18 protein-coding genes are annotated in these 15,850 nt (G+C 67.4%); 6 read left to right on the top strand and 12 right to left on the bottom strand.

Annotated features, from left to right (window positions below; translation table 11 throughout):
* Positions 1-89 precede the first annotated feature (89 nt).
* The 7 genes from C7416_RS08445 to C7416_RS08420 form a co-directional block, all read right to left on the bottom strand.
* Positions 90-314 (bottom strand): DUF2970 domain-containing protein, encoded by a 225-nt coding sequence (locus tag C7416_RS08445; protein ID WP_111518157.1) that lies wholly within the window; start codon positions 312-314, stop codon positions 90-92.
* A 40-nt stretch (positions 315-354) separates the two neighbouring features.
* Positions 355-990 (bottom strand): cytochrome c oxidase assembly protein, encoded by a 636-nt coding sequence (locus tag C7416_RS08440; protein ID WP_111518155.1) that lies wholly within the window; start codon positions 988-990, stop codon positions 355-357.
* A 17-nt stretch (positions 991-1,007) separates the two neighbouring features.
* Positions 1,008-1,139 (bottom strand): cytochrome oxidase small assembly protein, encoded by a 132-nt coding sequence (locus C7416_RS29240; protein ID WP_217449847.1) that lies wholly within the window; start codon positions 1,137-1,139, stop codon positions 1,008-1,010.
* Between the two features lie 75 nt (positions 1,140-1,214).
* Complete coding sequence (gene ctaD / locus C7416_RS08435) at positions 1,215-2,822, bottom strand: cytochrome c oxidase subunit I (protein WP_018008672.1); 1,608 nt, start codon at positions 2,820-2,822, stop codon at positions 1,215-1,217.
* 38 nt (positions 2,823-2,860) lie between these two features.
* The gene (coxB, locus tag C7416_RS08430; protein WP_111518153.1) at positions 2,861-4,123 is read right to left on the bottom strand and encodes a cytochrome c oxidase subunit II; all 1,263 of its coding nucleotides are present in this window, start codon (positions 4,121-4,123) and stop codon (positions 2,861-2,863) included.
* A 58-nt stretch (positions 4,124-4,181) separates the two neighbouring features.
* Positions 4,182-4,691: a DUF2244 domain-containing protein gene (locus C7416_RS08425; RefSeq protein ID WP_062796582.1), complete on the bottom strand. Its 510-nt coding sequence runs from the start codon at positions 4,689-4,691 to the stop codon at positions 4,182-4,184.
* Positions 4,692-4,960: 269 nt separating this feature from the next.
* Positions 4,961-5,914, bottom strand: a complete 954-nt coding sequence (locus C7416_RS08420; protein ID WP_181461189.1) for a methyltransferase domain-containing protein — start codon at positions 5,912-5,914, stop codon at positions 4,961-4,963.
* Between C7416_RS08420 and C7416_RS08415 the strand changes: the two genes are divergently transcribed.
* The gene (locus tag C7416_RS08415; protein ID WP_240988139.1) at positions 5,903-6,760 is read left to right on the top strand and encodes a ComF family protein; all 858 of its coding nucleotides are present in this window, start codon (positions 5,903-5,905) and stop codon (positions 6,758-6,760) included. The two genes, C7416_RS08420 and C7416_RS08415, sit on opposite strands and share 12 nt — an antisense overlap.
* A gap of 87 nt (positions 6,761-6,847) precedes the next feature.
* Positions 6,848-7,318 (top strand): tRNA (uridine(34)/cytosine(34)/5-carboxymethylaminomethyluridine(34)-2'-O)-methyltransferase TrmL, encoded by a 471-nt coding sequence (gene trmL / locus C7416_RS08410; protein WP_018008667.1) that lies wholly within the window; start codon positions 6,848-6,850, stop codon positions 7,316-7,318.
* Between the two features lie 24 nt (positions 7,319-7,342).
* Here the strand turns inward: trmL and C7416_RS08405 are convergent, their stop codons facing one another.
* The 5 genes from C7416_RS08405 to C7416_RS08385 form a co-directional block, all read right to left on the bottom strand.
* Positions 7,343-8,320, bottom strand: coding sequence for a Bug family tripartite tricarboxylate transporter substrate binding protein (locus C7416_RS08405; RefSeq protein ID WP_111518149.1), 978 nt, complete (start codon positions 8,318-8,320; stop codon positions 7,343-7,345).
* Positions 8,321-8,359: 39 nt separating this feature from the next.
* Positions 8,360-9,376 (bottom strand): NAD(P)H-dependent glycerol-3-phosphate dehydrogenase, encoded by a 1,017-nt coding sequence (locus C7416_RS08400; RefSeq protein WP_111518147.1) that lies wholly within the window; start codon positions 9,374-9,376, stop codon positions 8,360-8,362.
* A 114-nt stretch (positions 9,377-9,490) separates the two neighbouring features.
* A complete protein-coding gene (gene secB / locus C7416_RS08395; protein WP_062796574.1) occupies positions 9,491-10,012 on the bottom strand; it encodes a protein-export chaperone SecB in 522 nt (173 codons plus the stop codon).
* 204 nt (positions 10,013-10,216) lie between these two features.
* A complete protein-coding gene (grxC, locus tag C7416_RS08390) occupies positions 10,217-10,474 on the bottom strand; it encodes a glutaredoxin 3 (RefSeq protein ID WP_111518145.1) in 258 nt (85 codons plus the stop codon).
* Positions 10,475-10,550: 76 nt separating this feature from the next.
* The gene (locus tag C7416_RS08385; RefSeq protein WP_111518143.1) at positions 10,551-10,964 is read right to left on the bottom strand and encodes a rhodanese-like domain-containing protein; all 414 of its coding nucleotides are present in this window, start codon (positions 10,962-10,964) and stop codon (positions 10,551-10,553) included.
* Between the two features lie 200 nt (positions 10,965-11,164).
* Between C7416_RS08385 and gpmA the strand changes: the two genes are divergently transcribed.
* From gpmA to C7416_RS08365, 4 genes are all read left to right on the top strand, one after another.
* Positions 11,165-11,911 (top strand): 2,3-diphosphoglycerate-dependent phosphoglycerate mutase, encoded by a 747-nt coding sequence (gpmA, locus tag C7416_RS08380; protein WP_111518141.1) that lies wholly within the window; start codon positions 11,165-11,167, stop codon positions 11,909-11,911.
* A 178-nt stretch (positions 11,912-12,089) separates the two neighbouring features.
* Positions 12,090-13,697 (top strand): S41 family peptidase, encoded by a 1,608-nt coding sequence (locus C7416_RS08375; protein WP_111518139.1) that lies wholly within the window; start codon positions 12,090-12,092, stop codon positions 13,695-13,697.
* A 31-nt stretch (positions 13,698-13,728) separates the two neighbouring features.
* On the top strand, positions 13,729-14,526 hold the full coding sequence (locus tag C7416_RS08370) for a HesA/MoeB/ThiF family protein (protein ID WP_111518137.1): 798 nt from the start codon (positions 13,729-13,731) through the stop codon (positions 14,524-14,526).
* Positions 14,527-14,783: 257 nt separating this feature from the next.
* The coding region (locus C7416_RS08365) for a type VI secretion system Vgr family protein (protein WP_146604257.1) at positions 14,784-15,850 on the top strand (1,067 nt) is incomplete at its 3' end.

Genomic DNA, 15,850 nt, shown 5'->3' with positions numbered 1-15,850 from the left:
TGGCACTGCAGGCCGCCCGCCTCCTCTGGGCCGCCCCGCCGCCGCGGTTGCTTTGTTCTGCGACTGCTTTGTCTACCCTTCCTGCCCTGCTACGCCGCCGCCTGGCTCACCACCATGCGCACGATCACCACCAGGATCGCGATGAACACCGCCGCCGCGATCAACCCGGCGATCACCACATGTACCGGGTTCAGCCGCGCCATGTCGCGTTCGTGCTCCGCGCCCTTGCGCAAGCCGATGAACGACCACAGCACCGCGCGCATGGTCTGCGCAAAAGACAGCTTGCGCTTGACCGCGTCTTTCATCTCGTCCATCGCCCGTCCTCCGCCCGACCGGCTTCCGCCGCGGTCCGCTTCAGATGCCCTTGCCGGCCGGCGCGGGCTGCGGCGCCAGCTGGCCTTCGGGCGCCTGCGCCACCGGCGTGCCCACCTCGAAAAAGGTGTACGACAGCGTAATGCTCTTTACATCCTTGGGCAGCGCGGGATCGATCACGAACACCACCGGCATCTCGCGCGCCTCGTTCGCCTTGAGCGTCTGCTGCTTGAAGCAGAAGCACTCCAGCTTCATGAAATACTGGGTCGCCTGCTTGGGCGCGTAGCTCGGGATCGCCTGCGCCGAGATATCGCGCGGCTGTCCGTTGGCCACCTCGTAGACGATCGTCGCCATCTCGCCGGGATGCACTTCCATGCTGTTCTTGACCGGCCGGAAGGCGAAGGGCCCGCGCGCGTTGGAGTCGAACTCCACCGTGATGGTGCGGCTCTTGTCGATCTGCGTGTTCTTGACCGCGCCATGCAGCTCGCGCGTGGTGATCACGTTGATGCCGGTGATTTCGCAGATCTTCTTGTACAGCGGCACCAGCGCGTAGCCAAAGCCGAACATCACGGCAACGATCACCACCAGCCGCAGCATCATGCCGCGGTTGAACCGCTTGTCCGCTTGCTTGTCCGCTTCCTTGTCAGCTTCCCTGCGCGACTGCTGCTCGATGCTCATCTCGCTACCCTGCCGCCTCAGCCAAGGAACTTCATCTTGGCGAAGAACCCCAGAAAGAAAACCACCACGATCGACAACAGGATCAGGCCAAGGCGCCGGTTGGCGGCCTTGTGGTCCGGGCGTGACGGGCTTTTGTCTGGAGACTGCATAACGGTCTTGATACCTGCCGGCGCGGAGGGGCGGACGCTGCCGCCCCTCCACGGCCTGGTTACGCGGATGCCGCCTTAGCGGACCTGCGGCGGAACTTCAAAGGTGTGGAACGGCGCCGGCGACGGCACGGTCCACTCCAGGCCTTCGGCGCCATCCCAGGGCTTGTCCGAGGCCTGCTGGCCGCCGCGGTACGACGGCAGCACCACGAAGAAGAAGAAATACACCTGCATCAGGCCGAAGCCGAGCGCACCGATCGACGCAATCGCGTTGAAGTCGGCGAACTGGGTCGGGTAGTCGGCATAACGGCGCGGCATGCCGGCCAGGCCCAGGAAGTGCATCGGGAAGAAGGTCACGTTGAAGAAGATCAGCGAACCCCAGAAGTGGATCTGGCCGCGAGCCTCGTTGTACATGAACCCGCTCCACTTCGGACCCCAGTAGTAGAAGCCCGCGAACAGCGCGAACAGCGAGCCGGCCACCAGCACATAGTGGAAGTGCGCCACGATGAAGTAGGTGTCCTGCAGCTGGATGTCGATCGGGGCCACGGCCGGCATCAGGCCGGTGAAGCCGCCGATGGTGAACACGAAGATAAAGCCGATCGCGAACAGCATCGGGGTCTCAAAGGTCATCGAGCCGCGCCACATGGTGGCGATCCAGTTGAAGATCTTCACCGCGGTCGGCACCGCGATCAGCATGGTCGCGTACATGAAGAACAGCTGGCCGGTTACCGGCATGCCGGTCGTGAACATGTGGTGGGCCCACACGATGAACGACAGGATGGCGATCGAGGCGGTGGCGTACACCATCGAGCTGTAGCCGAACAGGCGCTTGCGCGCGAACGCCGGCACCACGTGCGAGATGATCCCGAACGCCGGCAGGATCATGATGTAGACCTCGGGATGGCCGAAGAACCAGAAGATATGCTGGTACATCACCGGGTCGCCGCCGCCGGCGGCCGAGAAGAAGCTGGTGCCGAAGTGGCGGTCGGTCAGCACCATGGTGATGGCGCCTGCCAGCACCGGCATCACGGCGATCAGCAGGTAGGCGGTGATCAGCCAGGTCCAGCAGAACATCGGCATCTTCATCAGCGTCATGCCGGGGGCGCGCATGTTGAGGATGGTCACGATGATGTTGATCGAGCCCATGATCGACGACGCGCCCATGATGTGCATGGCGAAGATGGCCATGTCCATGCCCGGGCCCATCTGCACCGACAGCGGCGCGTACAGGGTCCAGCCCGCGGCGGTGGCGCCACCCGGCACGAAGAACGAGCCGGCCAGCAGCAGCGCGGCCGGCGGCATCAGCCAGAAGCTGAAGTTGTTCATGCGCGCGAACGCCATGTCGGAAGCGCCGATCTGCAGCGGGATCATCCAGTTGGCGAAGCCGACGAAGGCCGGCATGATCGCGCCGAACACCATCACCAGGCCGTGCATGGTGGTGAACTGGTTGAACAGCTCGGGGCGGAAGAACTGCAGGCCCGGCTCGAACAGTTCCAGGCGGATCAGCAGTGCCAGCACGCCGCCCGACAGCAGCATGATGAACGAGAACAGCAGGTACAGCGTACCGATGTCCTTGTGGTTGGTGGCGAACAGCCAGCGGCGCCAGCCATGCGGGTGATCGTGCGCGTGGTCGTCATGCGCGTGATCGTGCGGATGGGCGAGTGCGTCCGGGGTAGCAGTACTCATCGCAAATGCTCCTCTAATCCTGTTCTGTCTTCAGCGGGTCAGCCGGCGACGCGGTTGCCCGCGAGACTGGCCTGCTTGTCAGCCTGGGCGGCCGGATTGGCTTCGGCCTTCGGCGCTTCGCCGCCGGCCGCGCCACCGCCTTCGGGGAACTTGCCCGCGCGGGCACCCACGAATTCGCTCGGCTGGATCACTTCACCCGTCTTGTTGCTCCAGGCGTTGCGCGTATAGGTCATGACCGTGGCCAGCTCGGTGTCCGACAGCTGCTTCCACGACGGCATGCCGCCCTTGCCTTCCAGCAGCATGTGCATCTGGCCGGCCTTCGGGCCGTTCACGATCTTGGAGCCGTCCAGCGCCGGGAACGCGCCGCCGCCCTTGCCGTTGGGCTGGTGGCAGACCGCGCAGTTGGCCGCGTAGATCTTCTCGCCGCGCACCTTGGCTTCGTCCAGGGTCCAGGTCTTGTTGGGATCGTCGGCCTTGGCCGCCAGCTCCTTCTTCTTGCCGTCGACCCACTTGGTGTAGTCGGCGTCAGAGACCACGCGCACCACGATCGGCATGAAGGCGTGTTCCTTGCCGCACAACTCGGCGCACTGGCCGCGGTACACCCCGATCTTCTCGGCCTTGAACCAGGTGTCGCGCACGAAGCCGGGGATCGCATCCTGCTTGACGCCGAAGGCCGGGATCATCCAGGCGTGGATCACGTCGTTGGCGGTGGTGACGATGCGGATCTTCTTGTTGACGGGCACCACCAGCTCGTTGTCCACCTCCATCAGGTAGGTGTTCGACTTGGCCTGCTCGTTGTTGATCTGCTCGCGCGGGGTGGTCAGGGTCGAGACGAAGGAGATGCCCTCGCCTTCGCCCTTCAGGTAGTCATAGCCCCACTTCCACTGGTAGCCGGTGGCCTTGATGGTGACGTCGGAGTTGGTGGTGTCCTTCATCGCGACCACGGTCTTGGTGGCCGGCAGGGCCATCGCGATCACGATCAGGAACGGGACGATGGTCCACACCACCTCGACGGTGATGCTCTCGTGGAAGGAGGCGGGCTTGGCGCCCTTGGCCTTGCGGTGCGTGAAGATGGAATAGAACATCACGGCAAACACCGCGATGAAGATCACCGTGCAGATGATCAGCATCATCCAGTTCAGCCAGTGAATCTGTTCGGCGATCTTGGTAACCGGCTCGGTCAGGTTGAGCTGGCGCACGGCGGGGCCGCCCGGCATGTCGCTGACCGCGGACGCCGCCTGGCTGGCAAGCAGGGACACGCCGGCCAGACAAACTGCGGATGCCTTCTTCCACATTTTCATTTGTTATCTACCCAATTTACAGATTCAAATCTGTCCCCGCCGCCGCTTCCGCCGCCTCTCAGAGGCGGCGCAAGGCCGCTGCGAGCTCCTGCGCGAACTTGCGTCGCCGGTACGGGTCCACGTAACACCCCACCTGTACCGCACGCCTGCCCGAGCGCAGTATCACCAGCGCGCGGAACGATTCACCCAGTTCGATCCGCACCCAGCACGGATTGAATTCCTGGCGCGTCACCCGTCCGGCGCTGGCTGTCTCCACGACCAGCGTGCCGTCGGTGATGCTGACGCGCTCATAGTCTGTCGCATGGCGCGCATACACAAGCAGGGCGATGCCCAGCCCGATCAGCTCGATGCTGGCAAAGGGCAGCACGAGCCACGACCCTTGCCAGGCGAAAAACAACGCGATGGCAAGCGAAACCGTGAGGATCGAGAGGTAAAACCAGCCGACCTGGCGTGGACTCAGCGAGCAGTTCCGCTTCATCAGCCAGTCGTGGGGCGAGGAGGAAGGTCCGTCGAGATTTCCGCCGGAGTCACCACCTGCCGTCTGGAATGCGATACCCAAGTCTTGCATCGCCAACCACTCTGCATCGGATGCACACCCGGGACGATGGCGTCCGGACCGCACAGTGCGTGCAAACCAGGACGTTCTTGTGCCAGGGGACCACTGCGACAAACTGGCGCATTATAGGGCGCTTCCCATACACGGACAAGGGCGCGACTTGACCGCAAGGCTTGCGCGCCGCCTGATTCTGTGCATGGGCCGAAATACTGCCATCGCCCTGCCCGCCGCGCCGGCTCTATGTTTGCGGCAATCGCGAGCCGGCGCAAGTTAACTCAGTTTTAACCTGCGCGACGCGGTTTTGCACGGCCGATCTGGTCCAGCGGCACCACCGCGCGGCCTTCGCCGTCACGCGCCTGCGCGCCGCGCGACGCCAGCTTCCAGGCATGGCCGTAGACGATCTCGAAACTCAGCGGGATCACGCCGTCGGCGTTGCGCCGCCGCTCCACCGCCTGCATCAGCGCCTGGTACCAGCCGCGGCCGCGCAGACCCTGCGGCGGCGCCCCGGCCGGCACGCGCAGGCCGCCGAAGGCCTGCACCTCGCGCAGCAGCGTCACGGGCGACTCGTAGGTCACGGTCAGGGTCTCCATGTCCATCACCGGGGTCGACCAGCCGCTGTGCACCAGCATGTCGCCGATGTCATGCATGTCGACAAAGCGCAACGTATGGGCCGCGTCGTCGACCTCGGCGAAGGCCGCGCGCAGCTCCTTCAGCGTGTCCGGGCCGAACAGCGAGAACAGCACCAGTCCCTCGTCGCGCGCCACCCGGTGCCACTCCGGGAACACGCGGTGCGGCTCCGGATGCCAGTGCAGGGCGAGGTTGGACCACAGCAGGTCGAAGCTCGCGGGCGCAAAAGGCAGTGTGGCAAGATCGCCCTGGACCAGGTCGAACAGCGGCCGCTTGCCCAGCATGCGGCCGATCCAGCCCGGCCGGCGCTGCGGATCGCGCTGGCCGGCCTCGGCAAGCATCGCGCCGGAGATGTCCAGGCCGGCGATCTGCGCATCCGGAAAGCGCGCGCGCAGCCCCGCCAGGCCCTGGCCGTGGCCGCAGCCGATATCGAGCGCGCGCTGCGGCGCCAGGCGGATCACCTCCATGCGCTCCTGCATGCGGCGGCCGATCTCGCCCAGCAGGAAATCGAGCTGGCCGAAGCCGCGGCTGCGCCGGTCGAAGGCGAGCCGGGTCAGGCGCGCGGGCGGCAGGAAGGCATCGGGAGAATCGGCGGCATGCAGGGACACGGGCAGACAGGGCAGCAAGGAAAACAGGAACCGGCGCGCGGGCAGGGTCTGCCCAAGGCGCCGGACGAACAAGGCCGCCGCGCCCGATGGGCCGCGACCGGACGGCAAGTATACGCGCGCGCCGCGCAGGCTGCCGGCGCCGCCGGCCGCGCCTGGTCCAGTGCGCGCGAACAGTTGTTGCCCAGCGCCTGCGCGCTGTGCGGGGCGGTGCAGCGGCAGGTGGTGTGCGCGCCCTGCGCCGCCGACCTGCTGCGCCCGGTGCGGCGCTGCCCGGTATGCGCGCTGGCGCTGGGGCGGCATTTCCACTGCCCGGCCTGCGGCGCCTCGCCCCGCGCCTTCGACCACGCCCATACGCTGGGCGACTACGCTTCGCCGCAGGACCAGCTGGTGCTGTCGCTCAAGTTCGGCCACGCCTTGCCGCTGGCGGCCTGGCTCGCCGCCAGGCTGGCGCAGGGCCTGCCCGGGGCCTGGGCCGCGGCCCGGCATGCCGCACCCGACCTGATCGTGCCGGTGCCGCTGTCGCCGCAACGGCTGGCCGCGCGCGGCTTCAATCAGGCCTGGGAAATCGCCCGGCCGCTGGCGCGCCTCCTGGGCCTGCGCGCCGACCCGGTGCTGCTGCAACGCCAGCGCGACACCGGCAGCCAGCGCGCGCTGGACCTGGCCGCGCGGCAGGTGAACCTGCGCGGCGCGTTCGCGCCCACGCGCGCCACGCGGCTCGATGGCCTGCACGTGGCGCTGGTGGACGATGTGATGACTTCCGGCGCGACCCTGCAAGAGGCCGCCGCCGTGCTCAAGGCGCGGGGCGCGGCCCGGGTCAGCGTGATCGTCGCGCTGCGCACGCCGTAGCGGGCGGGATGACAGGGGCACGGGCGCGCGGTAAGCTGCGCACCGTTCTGACGAAGGGCGCCCGCGCGCCCGCCATCGCCCCGCATCATGTTCCACGTCGTCCTGGTCGAACCGGAAATCCCGCCCAATACCGGCAATGTGATCCGCCTGTGTGCCAACACCGGCGCGCAGCTGCACCTGGTCAAACCGCTGGGATTTCCGCTGGAGGACGCACGCATGCGCCGCGCGGGGCTGGATTACCATGAGTACGCCACCATGCGCGTGCACGACAGCTGGGATGCGCTGATGGCCAGCGAACAACCGGACCCGACGCGCATGTTTGCCCTGACCACGCGCGGCTCCACGCCGTTCGGCCAGGTGGCGTTCCGGCCGGGCGACTGGTTCGTGTTCGGCTCCGAGACGCGCGGACTGTCGCCCGAGCGCCGCGAGTGGTTCCCTCCCGCGCAGCGCATCCGGCTACCGATGCGGCCGGACAACCGCAGCCTGAACCTGTCCAATACGGTTGCCGTGGTGGTATTCGAAGCCTGGCGGCAGAACGGCTTCGCGGGCGGCAGCTGACGCTGCCCCCAGGGCCAGTCCGGCTTACTCCGGCTGCACGCCGGCTGCGCGGATCACCTTGTCCCAGCGCGCCTTCTCGCTGGCCATGGTCTGCCGCAGCGATGCCGGCGCGGTGCCGGCCGGCACGAAATACTGCGCGCGCATCTTGTCGCGCACGTCGGCGTTGCCGATGATCGCCACCAGTTCGCGGTAGAGCCGGTCGATCACCGCCTGCGGCGTGCCCGCGGGCGCCAGCACGGCCTGCCAGGAAATCGCCTCGAAGCCGGGGTAGCCCGACTCCGCCACCGTAGGGACCGACGGCAGCACCGCGGTGCGCCCCGTGGTGGTCACCGCCAGCACGCGCAGCTTGCCGGCGTTGACCTGCGGCATCGCGATCGCCGGCACCATGAAAGCCGCCTGCACCTGCCCGCCGACCATCGCCGTGGCGACCTGCGGAAAGCCGGGATACGGCACGTGCTGCAGGTCGACGCCCGCCATCGCCTTCAGCTGCTCCATCGCCAGGTGCGAGGCGCTGCCGTTGCCGGGCGAGCCATAGTTCAGTTCCCCCGCCCGGGACCGCGCCAGCGCGACGAACTCGCGCAGGTTGTGCACCGGCAGTCTTGCATCGACCACCAGCACATTGGGCGAGGTCGCCACCAGCGTGACCGGGGCCAACTGTCGGAACGGATCGTAGTTGAGGTTGCGCGACAGTGTGGGCGCGGTCACCAGCGGGCCGTTGATGGTGAACAGCAGCGTGTAGCCGTCCGGCGCCGCGCGCGCGACCATGCCGGTGCCGATGTTGCCGCCGGCGCCCGGGCGGTTTTCCACCACCACCGGCTGGCCGAGCGCGGCGGCCAGCTTTTCGGTCAGGATGCGCGCGATCAGGTCGGGCGACGAGCCCGGCGGGAACGGCACCACCATGCGCAGCGGCCGCGCCGGCCAGGGTTGGGCGATAGCGCTGCCGGAGGCCCCGGCGGCGCAGGCGGCAGCGAGCGCGATCAGCGCCTGGCGTCGTGTTGACATGCGATGCAGAAGCTCAGGAATCAGTGGATACACGGCCTGTCATTCGTCGCGCGCGTCGCGTTGCAGCAGCTGCGCCACCGCGTCGGCGGCGCTGAGCCCGTCGAACAGCACCGCGCAGACGGCGCGCGCGATCGGCATTTCGATGCCATGCGTGGCGGCCAGTTCGGCCACCGCCTGCGCGCAGCGCACGCCTTCGGCAACATGCCCCAGGCCGGCCAGGATCTGCTCCAGGCTCTGCCCCGCCGCCAGTTGCTGTCCGACCTTGCGGTTGCGCGACAGATCGCCGGTGGCGGTCAGGATCAGGTCGCCGACGCCGGCCAGGCCCATGAAGGTCTCGACCCGGCCGCCCAGCGCCAGGCCAAGCCGCGTCATCTCGGCCAGCCCGCGCGTCACCAGCGCCGCGCGCGCGTTCAGCCCCAGGCCCAGCCCGTCGCTGGCGCCGGTGGCGATCGCCAGCACGTTCTTGACCGCCCCGCCGACTTCCACGCCGGTCAGGTCATCGCTGCCATAGATGCGCATGGCGTGATGGTGGAAGGCCGCCTGGGCGCGGTCCGCCAGCGAGGGCTCGGTGCCGGCCACGGTCAGCGCGCACGGCAGCCCCAGCGCCACCTCGCGGGCGAAGCTGGGGCCGGTCAGCACGCCATAGGCAAAGCCCTCGGTGCGCCCGACGGCGTCGAGCTCGGCCCGCACCATCTGGTGCGGAAGCAGGTGGGTGCCGGCCTCGAAGCCCTTGCACAGCCACAGCATCGACACCGGCTTCGCGCCGCGCGCGGCCAGCCGGCGCGTCATCTCGCGCAAGCCCGCCACCGGCGTCGCCACCACCACGATGCCGTCCGCATCGTCGGCGGCGTGCGCCACCGCCTGCTCGAAATCCGCCTGCACCGCCAGCCGTTCGGACAGTGTCACGCCGGGCAGGTAGGCAGCGTTCTCGCGCGTGGCCGCGAGCGCCGCGAGCTGCGCCGGGTCGCGTCCCCACAACACCACGTCATTGGTGGCCGCGGCATGGCTGGCGAGGGCGGTGCCCCACGCCCCGGCACCCAGGAAGGTCAGTTTCATGGCAGCTCGAACAGTAGTTGGCGCAAGCGCTTTGGCCGCTTGCGCCAACGATGGTAGCCCAAAGGCAAAACGGGGCCGCAGCCCCGTTTCAGTGGATGGCGCAGAACGCCGGGATCAGTGGCGAGCCTGGCTGCCGTCGGGCATCACGATGCCGCTGTTGCCGCCTTCGGCACCACCCTGCGCCTCTTCCATGGCGGCCTGCAGGCGCTGCTCGTACAGCGCCTGGAAGTTGATTTCCGACAGGTGGATGGCCTGGAAGCCGGCGCGCGTGATCACGTCGGCGATATTGCCGCGCAGGTACGGGTAGAGGATGGTGGGGCAGGCAATGCCCAGCAGCGGGTCCAGCTGCTCGACCGGCACGTTGCGGATATCGAAGATACCGGCCTGGTGCGCTTCAACCAGGAAGGCGACCTTGTCCTGCACCTTGGTCGTCACGGTGCCGGTCACCACCACTTCGAAGATGCCTTCCTGCAGCTGCGAAGCGCCGACGTTGACCTGCACTTCCACCGACGGGGCTTCCGATTCCAGGAAGATCGCCGGCGAGTTGGGCTGCTCCAGCGACATGTCCTTCAGGTAGACGCGCTGGATGTTGAAGAAAGGTTGATCGTCCTGCTGGGTGTTTTGCTGGTCGCTCATGAAAGGCTTCCGGGAGGATGGGCTGGATGCGTGTCGGGGACGGCGGCGGCAGCGCCTGCATCGTGCAGGGCCGGCCGGTTCCCGGTTGGAAAACGCATATGGTACATGACGCGAGTGGCGAATTCACCCGCGCCGGAGGGGATGGCGGGACCAGCCCGCGCGAAATCAGACGATTCTGCGCAGAGGCCGTCCCAATGCGGTGGCTCAGGCGGCCAGCAGCGGCAGCAGTCCGCCCTGGCGGTCGAGCGCCGAGAGGTCGTCGAAGCCGCCCACGTGGGTGTCGTCGATGTAGATCTGCGGCACGGTGCGGCGGCCGGTGCGGCTCATCATCTCTTCACGCTTGCCCGGTTCGCGGTCGATCAGGATTTTCTCGATCGTTTCCACGCCGCGGGACTTGAGCAGGCGTTCAGCCATGACGCAATACGGGCACACCACGGTGCTGTACATGACGACGCGGGCCATGTGGGTTCTCCTTGAATGCAATGGGCGCGCCCTGGCCTGGCCGGGACACGCCGACGGTTACGACAGGTTGCCGCGCTTACTTCACCAGCGGCAGGCCGGCCTGCTGCCAGGCGGCAATGCCGCCCTCGAGCGCGTAGATCTCACTGTAACCGGCTTCCTTCAGCGCTGCCTGGGCCTTGCCCGAGCGCTGGCCGGTCTGGCATACCACGATGATGGGGGCAGCCTTGTCCTTTGCAAGCCCGGCCGCGCGCGAGGGCAGGTCGGCCAGCGGCGCGCTCTTGGCCTGCGGCAGGTGGCCCTTGGCGTACTCCGCGGGCTCGCGGATGTCGACCACGACCGCGCCGCGCTTGTTGATCAGTTGGGTCGCGGTGGCCGTATTGACCGACTTGCCGCCCGCGCTGCGCGAGATCGCGGGCCAGGCCAGCAGGCCGCCCGACACCACGGCGAGGGCGATCAGGGCGAGGTTGTTATAGTCGGCGAAGAAATTCACGTTGGCTTTCCGGTAGGTTGGGTCGGCGGCATTATAAAATACGCGGTTTGGCGTCCAGGCCCTGCCGCTGCACGGCCATCCGCCATTGTCGCCTGTCCGAGACATGGGATGCTTACTGAATCCCGTCCTGGCCTCATTTCACGGCCCTCCAGGTGACGGCGCGGACGCATGCAGGTTACCTACTCTCTGGAAGCAGCAGCATGTACAAGCTCGTCCTCATCCGCCACGGCGAATCCACGTGGAACCTCGAAAACCGCTTTACCGGCTGGGTCGACGTCGACCTGACCGACACCGGCGCCGCCCAGGCGCGCCAGGCCGGCAAGCTGCTCAAGGAAGCCGGCATGGGCTTCGACGTGGCCTACACCTCGGTGCTCAAGCGCGCCATCCGCACGCTCTGGCACGTGCAGGATGAAATGGACCTGATGTGGATTCCGGTGCGCAACGAATGGCGCCTGAACGAGCGCCACTATGGCGCCCTGGCCGGCCTGAACAAGTCCGAGACCGCGGCCAAGTTCGGCGACGAACAGGTGCTGGTCTGGCGCCGCAGCTACGACACGCCGCCGCCGGCGCTGGAGCCGACCGATCCGCGCGCCTCGTACGACGATCCGCGCTACGCCAATGTGCCGCGCAACGAAATCCCACTGACCGAGTGCCTGAAGGACACCGTGGCCCGCGTGATGCCGCTGTGGAACGAATCCATCGCCCCCGACATCCAATCCGGCAAGCGCGTGGTGATTGCCGCCCACGGCAACAGCATCCGCGCGCTGGTGAAATACCTGGACCAGATTTCGGATGACGACATCGTCGGCCTCAATATTCCCAACGGCACCCCCCTCGTCTACGAGCTCGACGCCGACCTGCGCCCCCTGCGCCACTACTACCTGGGTGACCAGGAAGCCATCGCCGCCTCGCTGGCGGCCGTGGCCAGCCAGGGCAAGGCACGCTGAGATCCGCCCGGGCGGCCGCGCCAGGATGTGCGGCCGCCCACCCTGAGCCGGGACGGGACAGGCCCATTTCTCCACTCGCACTTATACTGTCGGACAAACCGCCCGCGCCGGGCGGCCGCAGCCGGCATAATCCCCATACCGTACACCCGTACTTCGCGTACAAGTTCAGGCAGCCCTCATGCGCAAGACGCTCAAGAACATCAGCCTAGTTTCTGTCGGCCTCGTCGCCGGCGTGCTCGCCACGCTGCAGATTTCGGCGACCGCGCAGAATTCATCGGGGCCCCTGCCGCTGGACCAGTTGCGGCTGATGGCCGATATCTTCGGGCAGATCAAGCGCGAGTACGTGGAGCCGGTCGATGACAAGAAGCTGCTGACCGAAGCCATCAAGGGCATGGTCGCCAGCCTCGACCCGCATTCGTCCTACCTGGACGAGAAGGACTTCAAGGAACTGCAGGAAGGCACGCGCGGGCGCTTTGCCGGCCTGGGCATCGAAATCTCGCAGGAAGAAGGCCTGGTCAAGGTGATCAACCCGATCGAGGACACGCCCGCCTTTCGCGCCGGCATCCAGCCCGGCGACCTGATCACCCGTATCGACGACAAGCCCGTGCGCGGGCTGCCGCTGGAGCAGGCGGTCAAGCGCATGCGCGGCGAGCCCGGCACCAAGGTCACGCTGACGATCTACCGCAAGAGCGAGGAACGCACCTTCCCGGTCTCGATCACGCGCGCCGAAATCCGCGTGCAGTCGGTCAAGGCCAAGATGCTGGACAACAATATCGGCTGGATCCGCCTGACCAGCTTCCAGGAACGCACCATTTCCGACCTGTCGCGCAAGCTCACCGAGCTGGCGCAGAAGAACCCCAACATGAAGGGCCTGGTGCTGGACCTGCGCAACAACGGCGGCGGCGTGCTGCAGGGCGCGGTCGGCGTGGCCGCGGCGTTCCTGCCGGAAGACGCCACGGTGGTGTCGACCAACGGCCAGGTGCCCGATGCCAAGCGCGTGTACAAGGCAACGTACAACAACTACCGCCTGTCGTCGCTGGAAGATGATCCGCTCAAGGACCTGCCCGCGCTGTACAAGAAGATCCCGATGGTGGTGCTGACCAACGCCTACTCCGCCTCGGCCTCCGAGATCGTGGCCGGCGCGCTGCAGGACCACCACCGCGCCCAGATCATGGGCAAGACCACCTTTGGCAAGGGCTCGGTGCAGACCGTGCGCCCGCTCACCAACGACACCGGCATCAAGCTCACCATCGCGTACTACTACACGCCGAGCGGCAAGTCGATCCAGGCCAAGGGCATCCGCCCGGATATCCCGGTCGACCAGAACCCCGAAGGCGACCCGGACGACGCGCTGATCACGCGCGAGATCGACACCGAGCGCCATCTGCACAACAAGCAGGAATCGGAAGAACCGGAAATGACCGAACGCGAGCAGCGCCGCGTCGAGGAACTGCGCCGCCTGGAAGAAGAGAACGCCAAGAAGACCCCGGAAGAGCGCGAAAAAGAGCGCCGTAAGAAGCCGGTGGAATTCGGCTCGGCCGACGACTTCATGCTGCAGCAGGCGATCGCCCAGCTCAACGGCCAGCCGGTCAAGCGCTCGAAGTCGAAGCTCGAGACCAACCCGCCGGCCGATAACGGCAAGGCCGCCAAGCCCACGGGCAAGAGCGGCGCCAGGGGCGTCAGCGCACCGGCCGCCAAGCCGGCGGCGCCGGCCCCCGGCAAGCAGCCGCCCGCCAGCGCGCCGATCGGCGAGCCGCTGGGCACGCCGACTGGCAAGGCACCGTAAATTCCACAGGCCTTTCAGTGAGGCTGCCGGCATGAGCGACGCGACCCACGCAGGCCCGCAGGACGACCCGTCCGACGGCCTCGACGACGAACAACTGCTGCGCTATTCGCGCCATATCCTGCTCGACGAGCTGGGCATCGAAGGCCAGCGCCGCCTGCTGGCCGGCCACGCCGTGGTGATCGGCGCCGGTGGCCTCGGCGCCGCCGCCCTGCCCTTCCTGGCCTCGGCCGGCGTCGGCCGCATCACTGTGGTCGACAACGACGAGGTCGACCTGACCAACCTGCAGCGCCAGATCATCCACACCACCGCCAACGTGGGCCGGCCCAAGGTCGACTCCGCCCGCGAAGGCATGCTGCGCATCAATCCCGGCCTGGACATCGTCACGGTGCCGGCGCGCGTGGGGGACGACGAACTGGACAAGCTGGTGGCGTCGGCCAGCGTGGTGCTCGACTGCTGCGACAACTTCGCCACGCGCCAGGCCGTCAACCGCGCCTGCGTGCGCCACAAGGTGCCACTGGTCTCCGGCGCCGCGCTGCGCTTCGACGGCCAGATCAGCGTATTCGACCGCCGCCAGCCCGACGCGCCGTGTTACGCCTGCCTGTTCCCGCCGGCCGAACCCGCGCCGGAAGTCGCCTGCGCCACCATGGGCGTGTTCGCGCCACTGGTCGGCATGGTCGGCACCGTGCAGGCAGCCGAGGCCCTCAAGCTGCTTGCCGACGTGGGCGACAGCCTCGCCGGCCGGCTGCTGATGGTCAATGCGCTGTCGATGGAATGGACCACCATGCGGCTGGCTCGGACGCCGGATTGCCCGGTGTGCGGCGGGCACTGAGTCCGGCACTTCGCCGCTGAACGATGCGGCCGGCGCTGCCAGGCGCCAGCGTGGCCGGGGCCGCTCTCCCGCTTCTCCCTATCGCGCTGCCCGCACGGCCGTCCTGCATGCGGCAGGCGCGGCTGCTGCATACGCAGAATTTTCCGCTGCCCGGCATTAACGCACGGCTCTAGAATACTGCGAACTATTTTTGACATATTTGCCATTTATTCTGATGGCACGATTGTTGCGATGGACGCAGGGAGTTCGGAAAGCGAATGGATGCAGCCACCCTTTACCAGCAGCTCTTCAGCGCGGCCCATCGCTTATTTGCACTCGAAGGCGAGGGTGTTATCCGCGAACTAGCGGTCGAAGCCTGGGTCGGCCGCGAAGCCATCTCGGCGCTGTTCGAATGGCGCATCGTGGCGGTCAGCGCCAATGCCGACATCGCGCTGGACAGTCTGATGGGGCAGCGCACCACGCTGCTGACTACGCTCGCCGGCGGTGGCCAGTCACGCCGCACCGGCCTGATCCGCCAGGCCGAGAAGCTTGGTGCCGACGGCAGCCTCGCGCGCTATCGCCTGACCGTGATCCCTTGGCTGTGGCTGACCACGCAGCAGCACCACAGTCAGGTGTTCCAGAACCGCACGCTCGACAGCATCATCGAAGCCGTTCTTCAGGACTATGCGCCGTATGCGCACTGGCGTTACGCCGCCGGTGCCGAAGCCCGCATCGCCGCGTTCGGTGAACGCGACCACATCGCGCAATTCCGCGAGACCGACTACCAATTCTTGTCGCGCCTGCTGGCCGAGGCCGGTCTCGGATATACCGTGGCGGAAGACGACGAAGCGCCCTTCGGTCATGCCGTGGTCTTCTTTGCCGACAGCGCGCAATTGCCGGAAGACCCTGAGTCCGCGGCCGGCGGTGGTATCCGCTACCACCGTGCGCATAGCCAGGAATCGGCTGACGCCATCCAGCAGTTGATCTGTGAGACGCGTGCCGCGGTCGGCGGCGTGGCGGTGAGCGCCTGGGACCCCGAAGCCAAGCGCGCGATCCGTGGTCATGCGCCGGCGCGCTACGGCGTCTTTTCCGGCCGTGCCGTGAGTCCGGATCCCTATTTTTCAGTGAGCCTGTCGCTGGCGCCGGACACGACCAGCGCGCAGCGCGTCGCCGAACAGGTGATGGAAGCGATCGAGGTTCGCGCGCTGGTCTTCACCGGCAGCGGCTCCGTACGCACGCTGCGCAGCGGCACGCGCCTGACCGTCACGGATTGCCCGCACCTGCCGCCCCAACCGGACGATACGGCGGGGTATCCGCTGCTGCTCGATGCGGTGGAACACTGCGG

Source organism: Cupriavidus phytorum (assembly GCF_003254285.1).
Taxonomy (GTDB): domain Bacteria; phylum Pseudomonadota; class Gammaproteobacteria; order Burkholderiales; family Burkholderiaceae; genus Cupriavidus; species Cupriavidus phytorum.
This window is presented reverse-complemented; position numbering and strand designations above follow the sequence as displayed.

Bases quoted from the DNA above. Each gene is read 5' to 3' on its own strand.
- secB (WP_062796574.1), bottom strand. From the start codon at position 10,012: ATGAGCGACCAGCAAAACACCCAGCAGGACGATCAACCTTTCTTCAAC.
- coxB (WP_111518153.1), bottom strand. From the start codon at position 4,123: ATGAAAATGTGGAAGAAGGCATCCGCAGTTTGTCTGGCCGGCGTGTCC.
- C7416_RS08440 (WP_111518155.1), bottom strand. From the start codon at position 990: ATGAGCATCGAGCAGCAGTCGCGCAGGGAAGCTGACAAGGAAGCGGAC.
- ctaD (WP_018008672.1), bottom strand. From the start codon at position 2,822: ATGAGTACTGCTACCCCGGACGCACTCGCCCATCCGCACGATCACGCG.
- grxC (WP_111518145.1), bottom strand. From the start codon at position 10,474: ATGGCCCGCGTCGTCATGTACAGCACCGTGGTGTGCCCGTATTGCGTC.
- C7416_RS08405 (WP_111518149.1), bottom strand. From the start codon at position 8,320: ATGTCAACACGACGCCAGGCGCTGATCGCGCTCGCTGCCGCCTGCGCC.
- trmL (WP_018008667.1), top strand. From the start codon at position 6,848: ATGTTCCACGTCGTCCTGGTCGAACCGGAAATCCCGCCCAATACCGGC.
- C7416_RS29240 (WP_217449847.1), bottom strand. From the start codon at position 1,139: ATGCAGTCTCCAGACAAAAGCCCGTCACGCCCGGACCACAAGGCCGCC.
- gpmA (WP_111518141.1), top strand. From the start codon at position 11,165: ATGTACAAGCTCGTCCTCATCCGCCACGGCGAATCCACGTGGAACCTC.
- C7416_RS08370 (WP_111518137.1), top strand. From the start codon at position 13,729: ATGAGCGACGCGACCCACGCAGGCCCGCAGGACGACCCGTCCGACGGC.
- C7416_RS08400 (WP_111518147.1), bottom strand. From the start codon at position 9,376: ATGAAACTGACCTTCCTGGGTGCCGGGGCGTGGGGCACCGCCCTCGCC.
- C7416_RS08415 (WP_240988139.1), top strand. From the start codon at position 5,903: ATGCAGGGACACGGGCAGACAGGGCAGCAAGGAAAACAGGAACCGGCG.
- C7416_RS08425 (WP_062796582.1), bottom strand. From the start codon at position 4,691: ATGCAAGACTTGGGTATCGCATTCCAGACGGCAGGTGGTGACTCCGGC.
- C7416_RS08445 (WP_111518157.1), bottom strand. From the start codon at position 314: ATGGACGAGATGAAAGACGCGGTCAAGCGCAAGCTGTCTTTTGCGCAG.
- C7416_RS08375 (WP_111518139.1), top strand. From the start codon at position 12,090: ATGCGCAAGACGCTCAAGAACATCAGCCTAGTTTCTGTCGGCCTCGTC.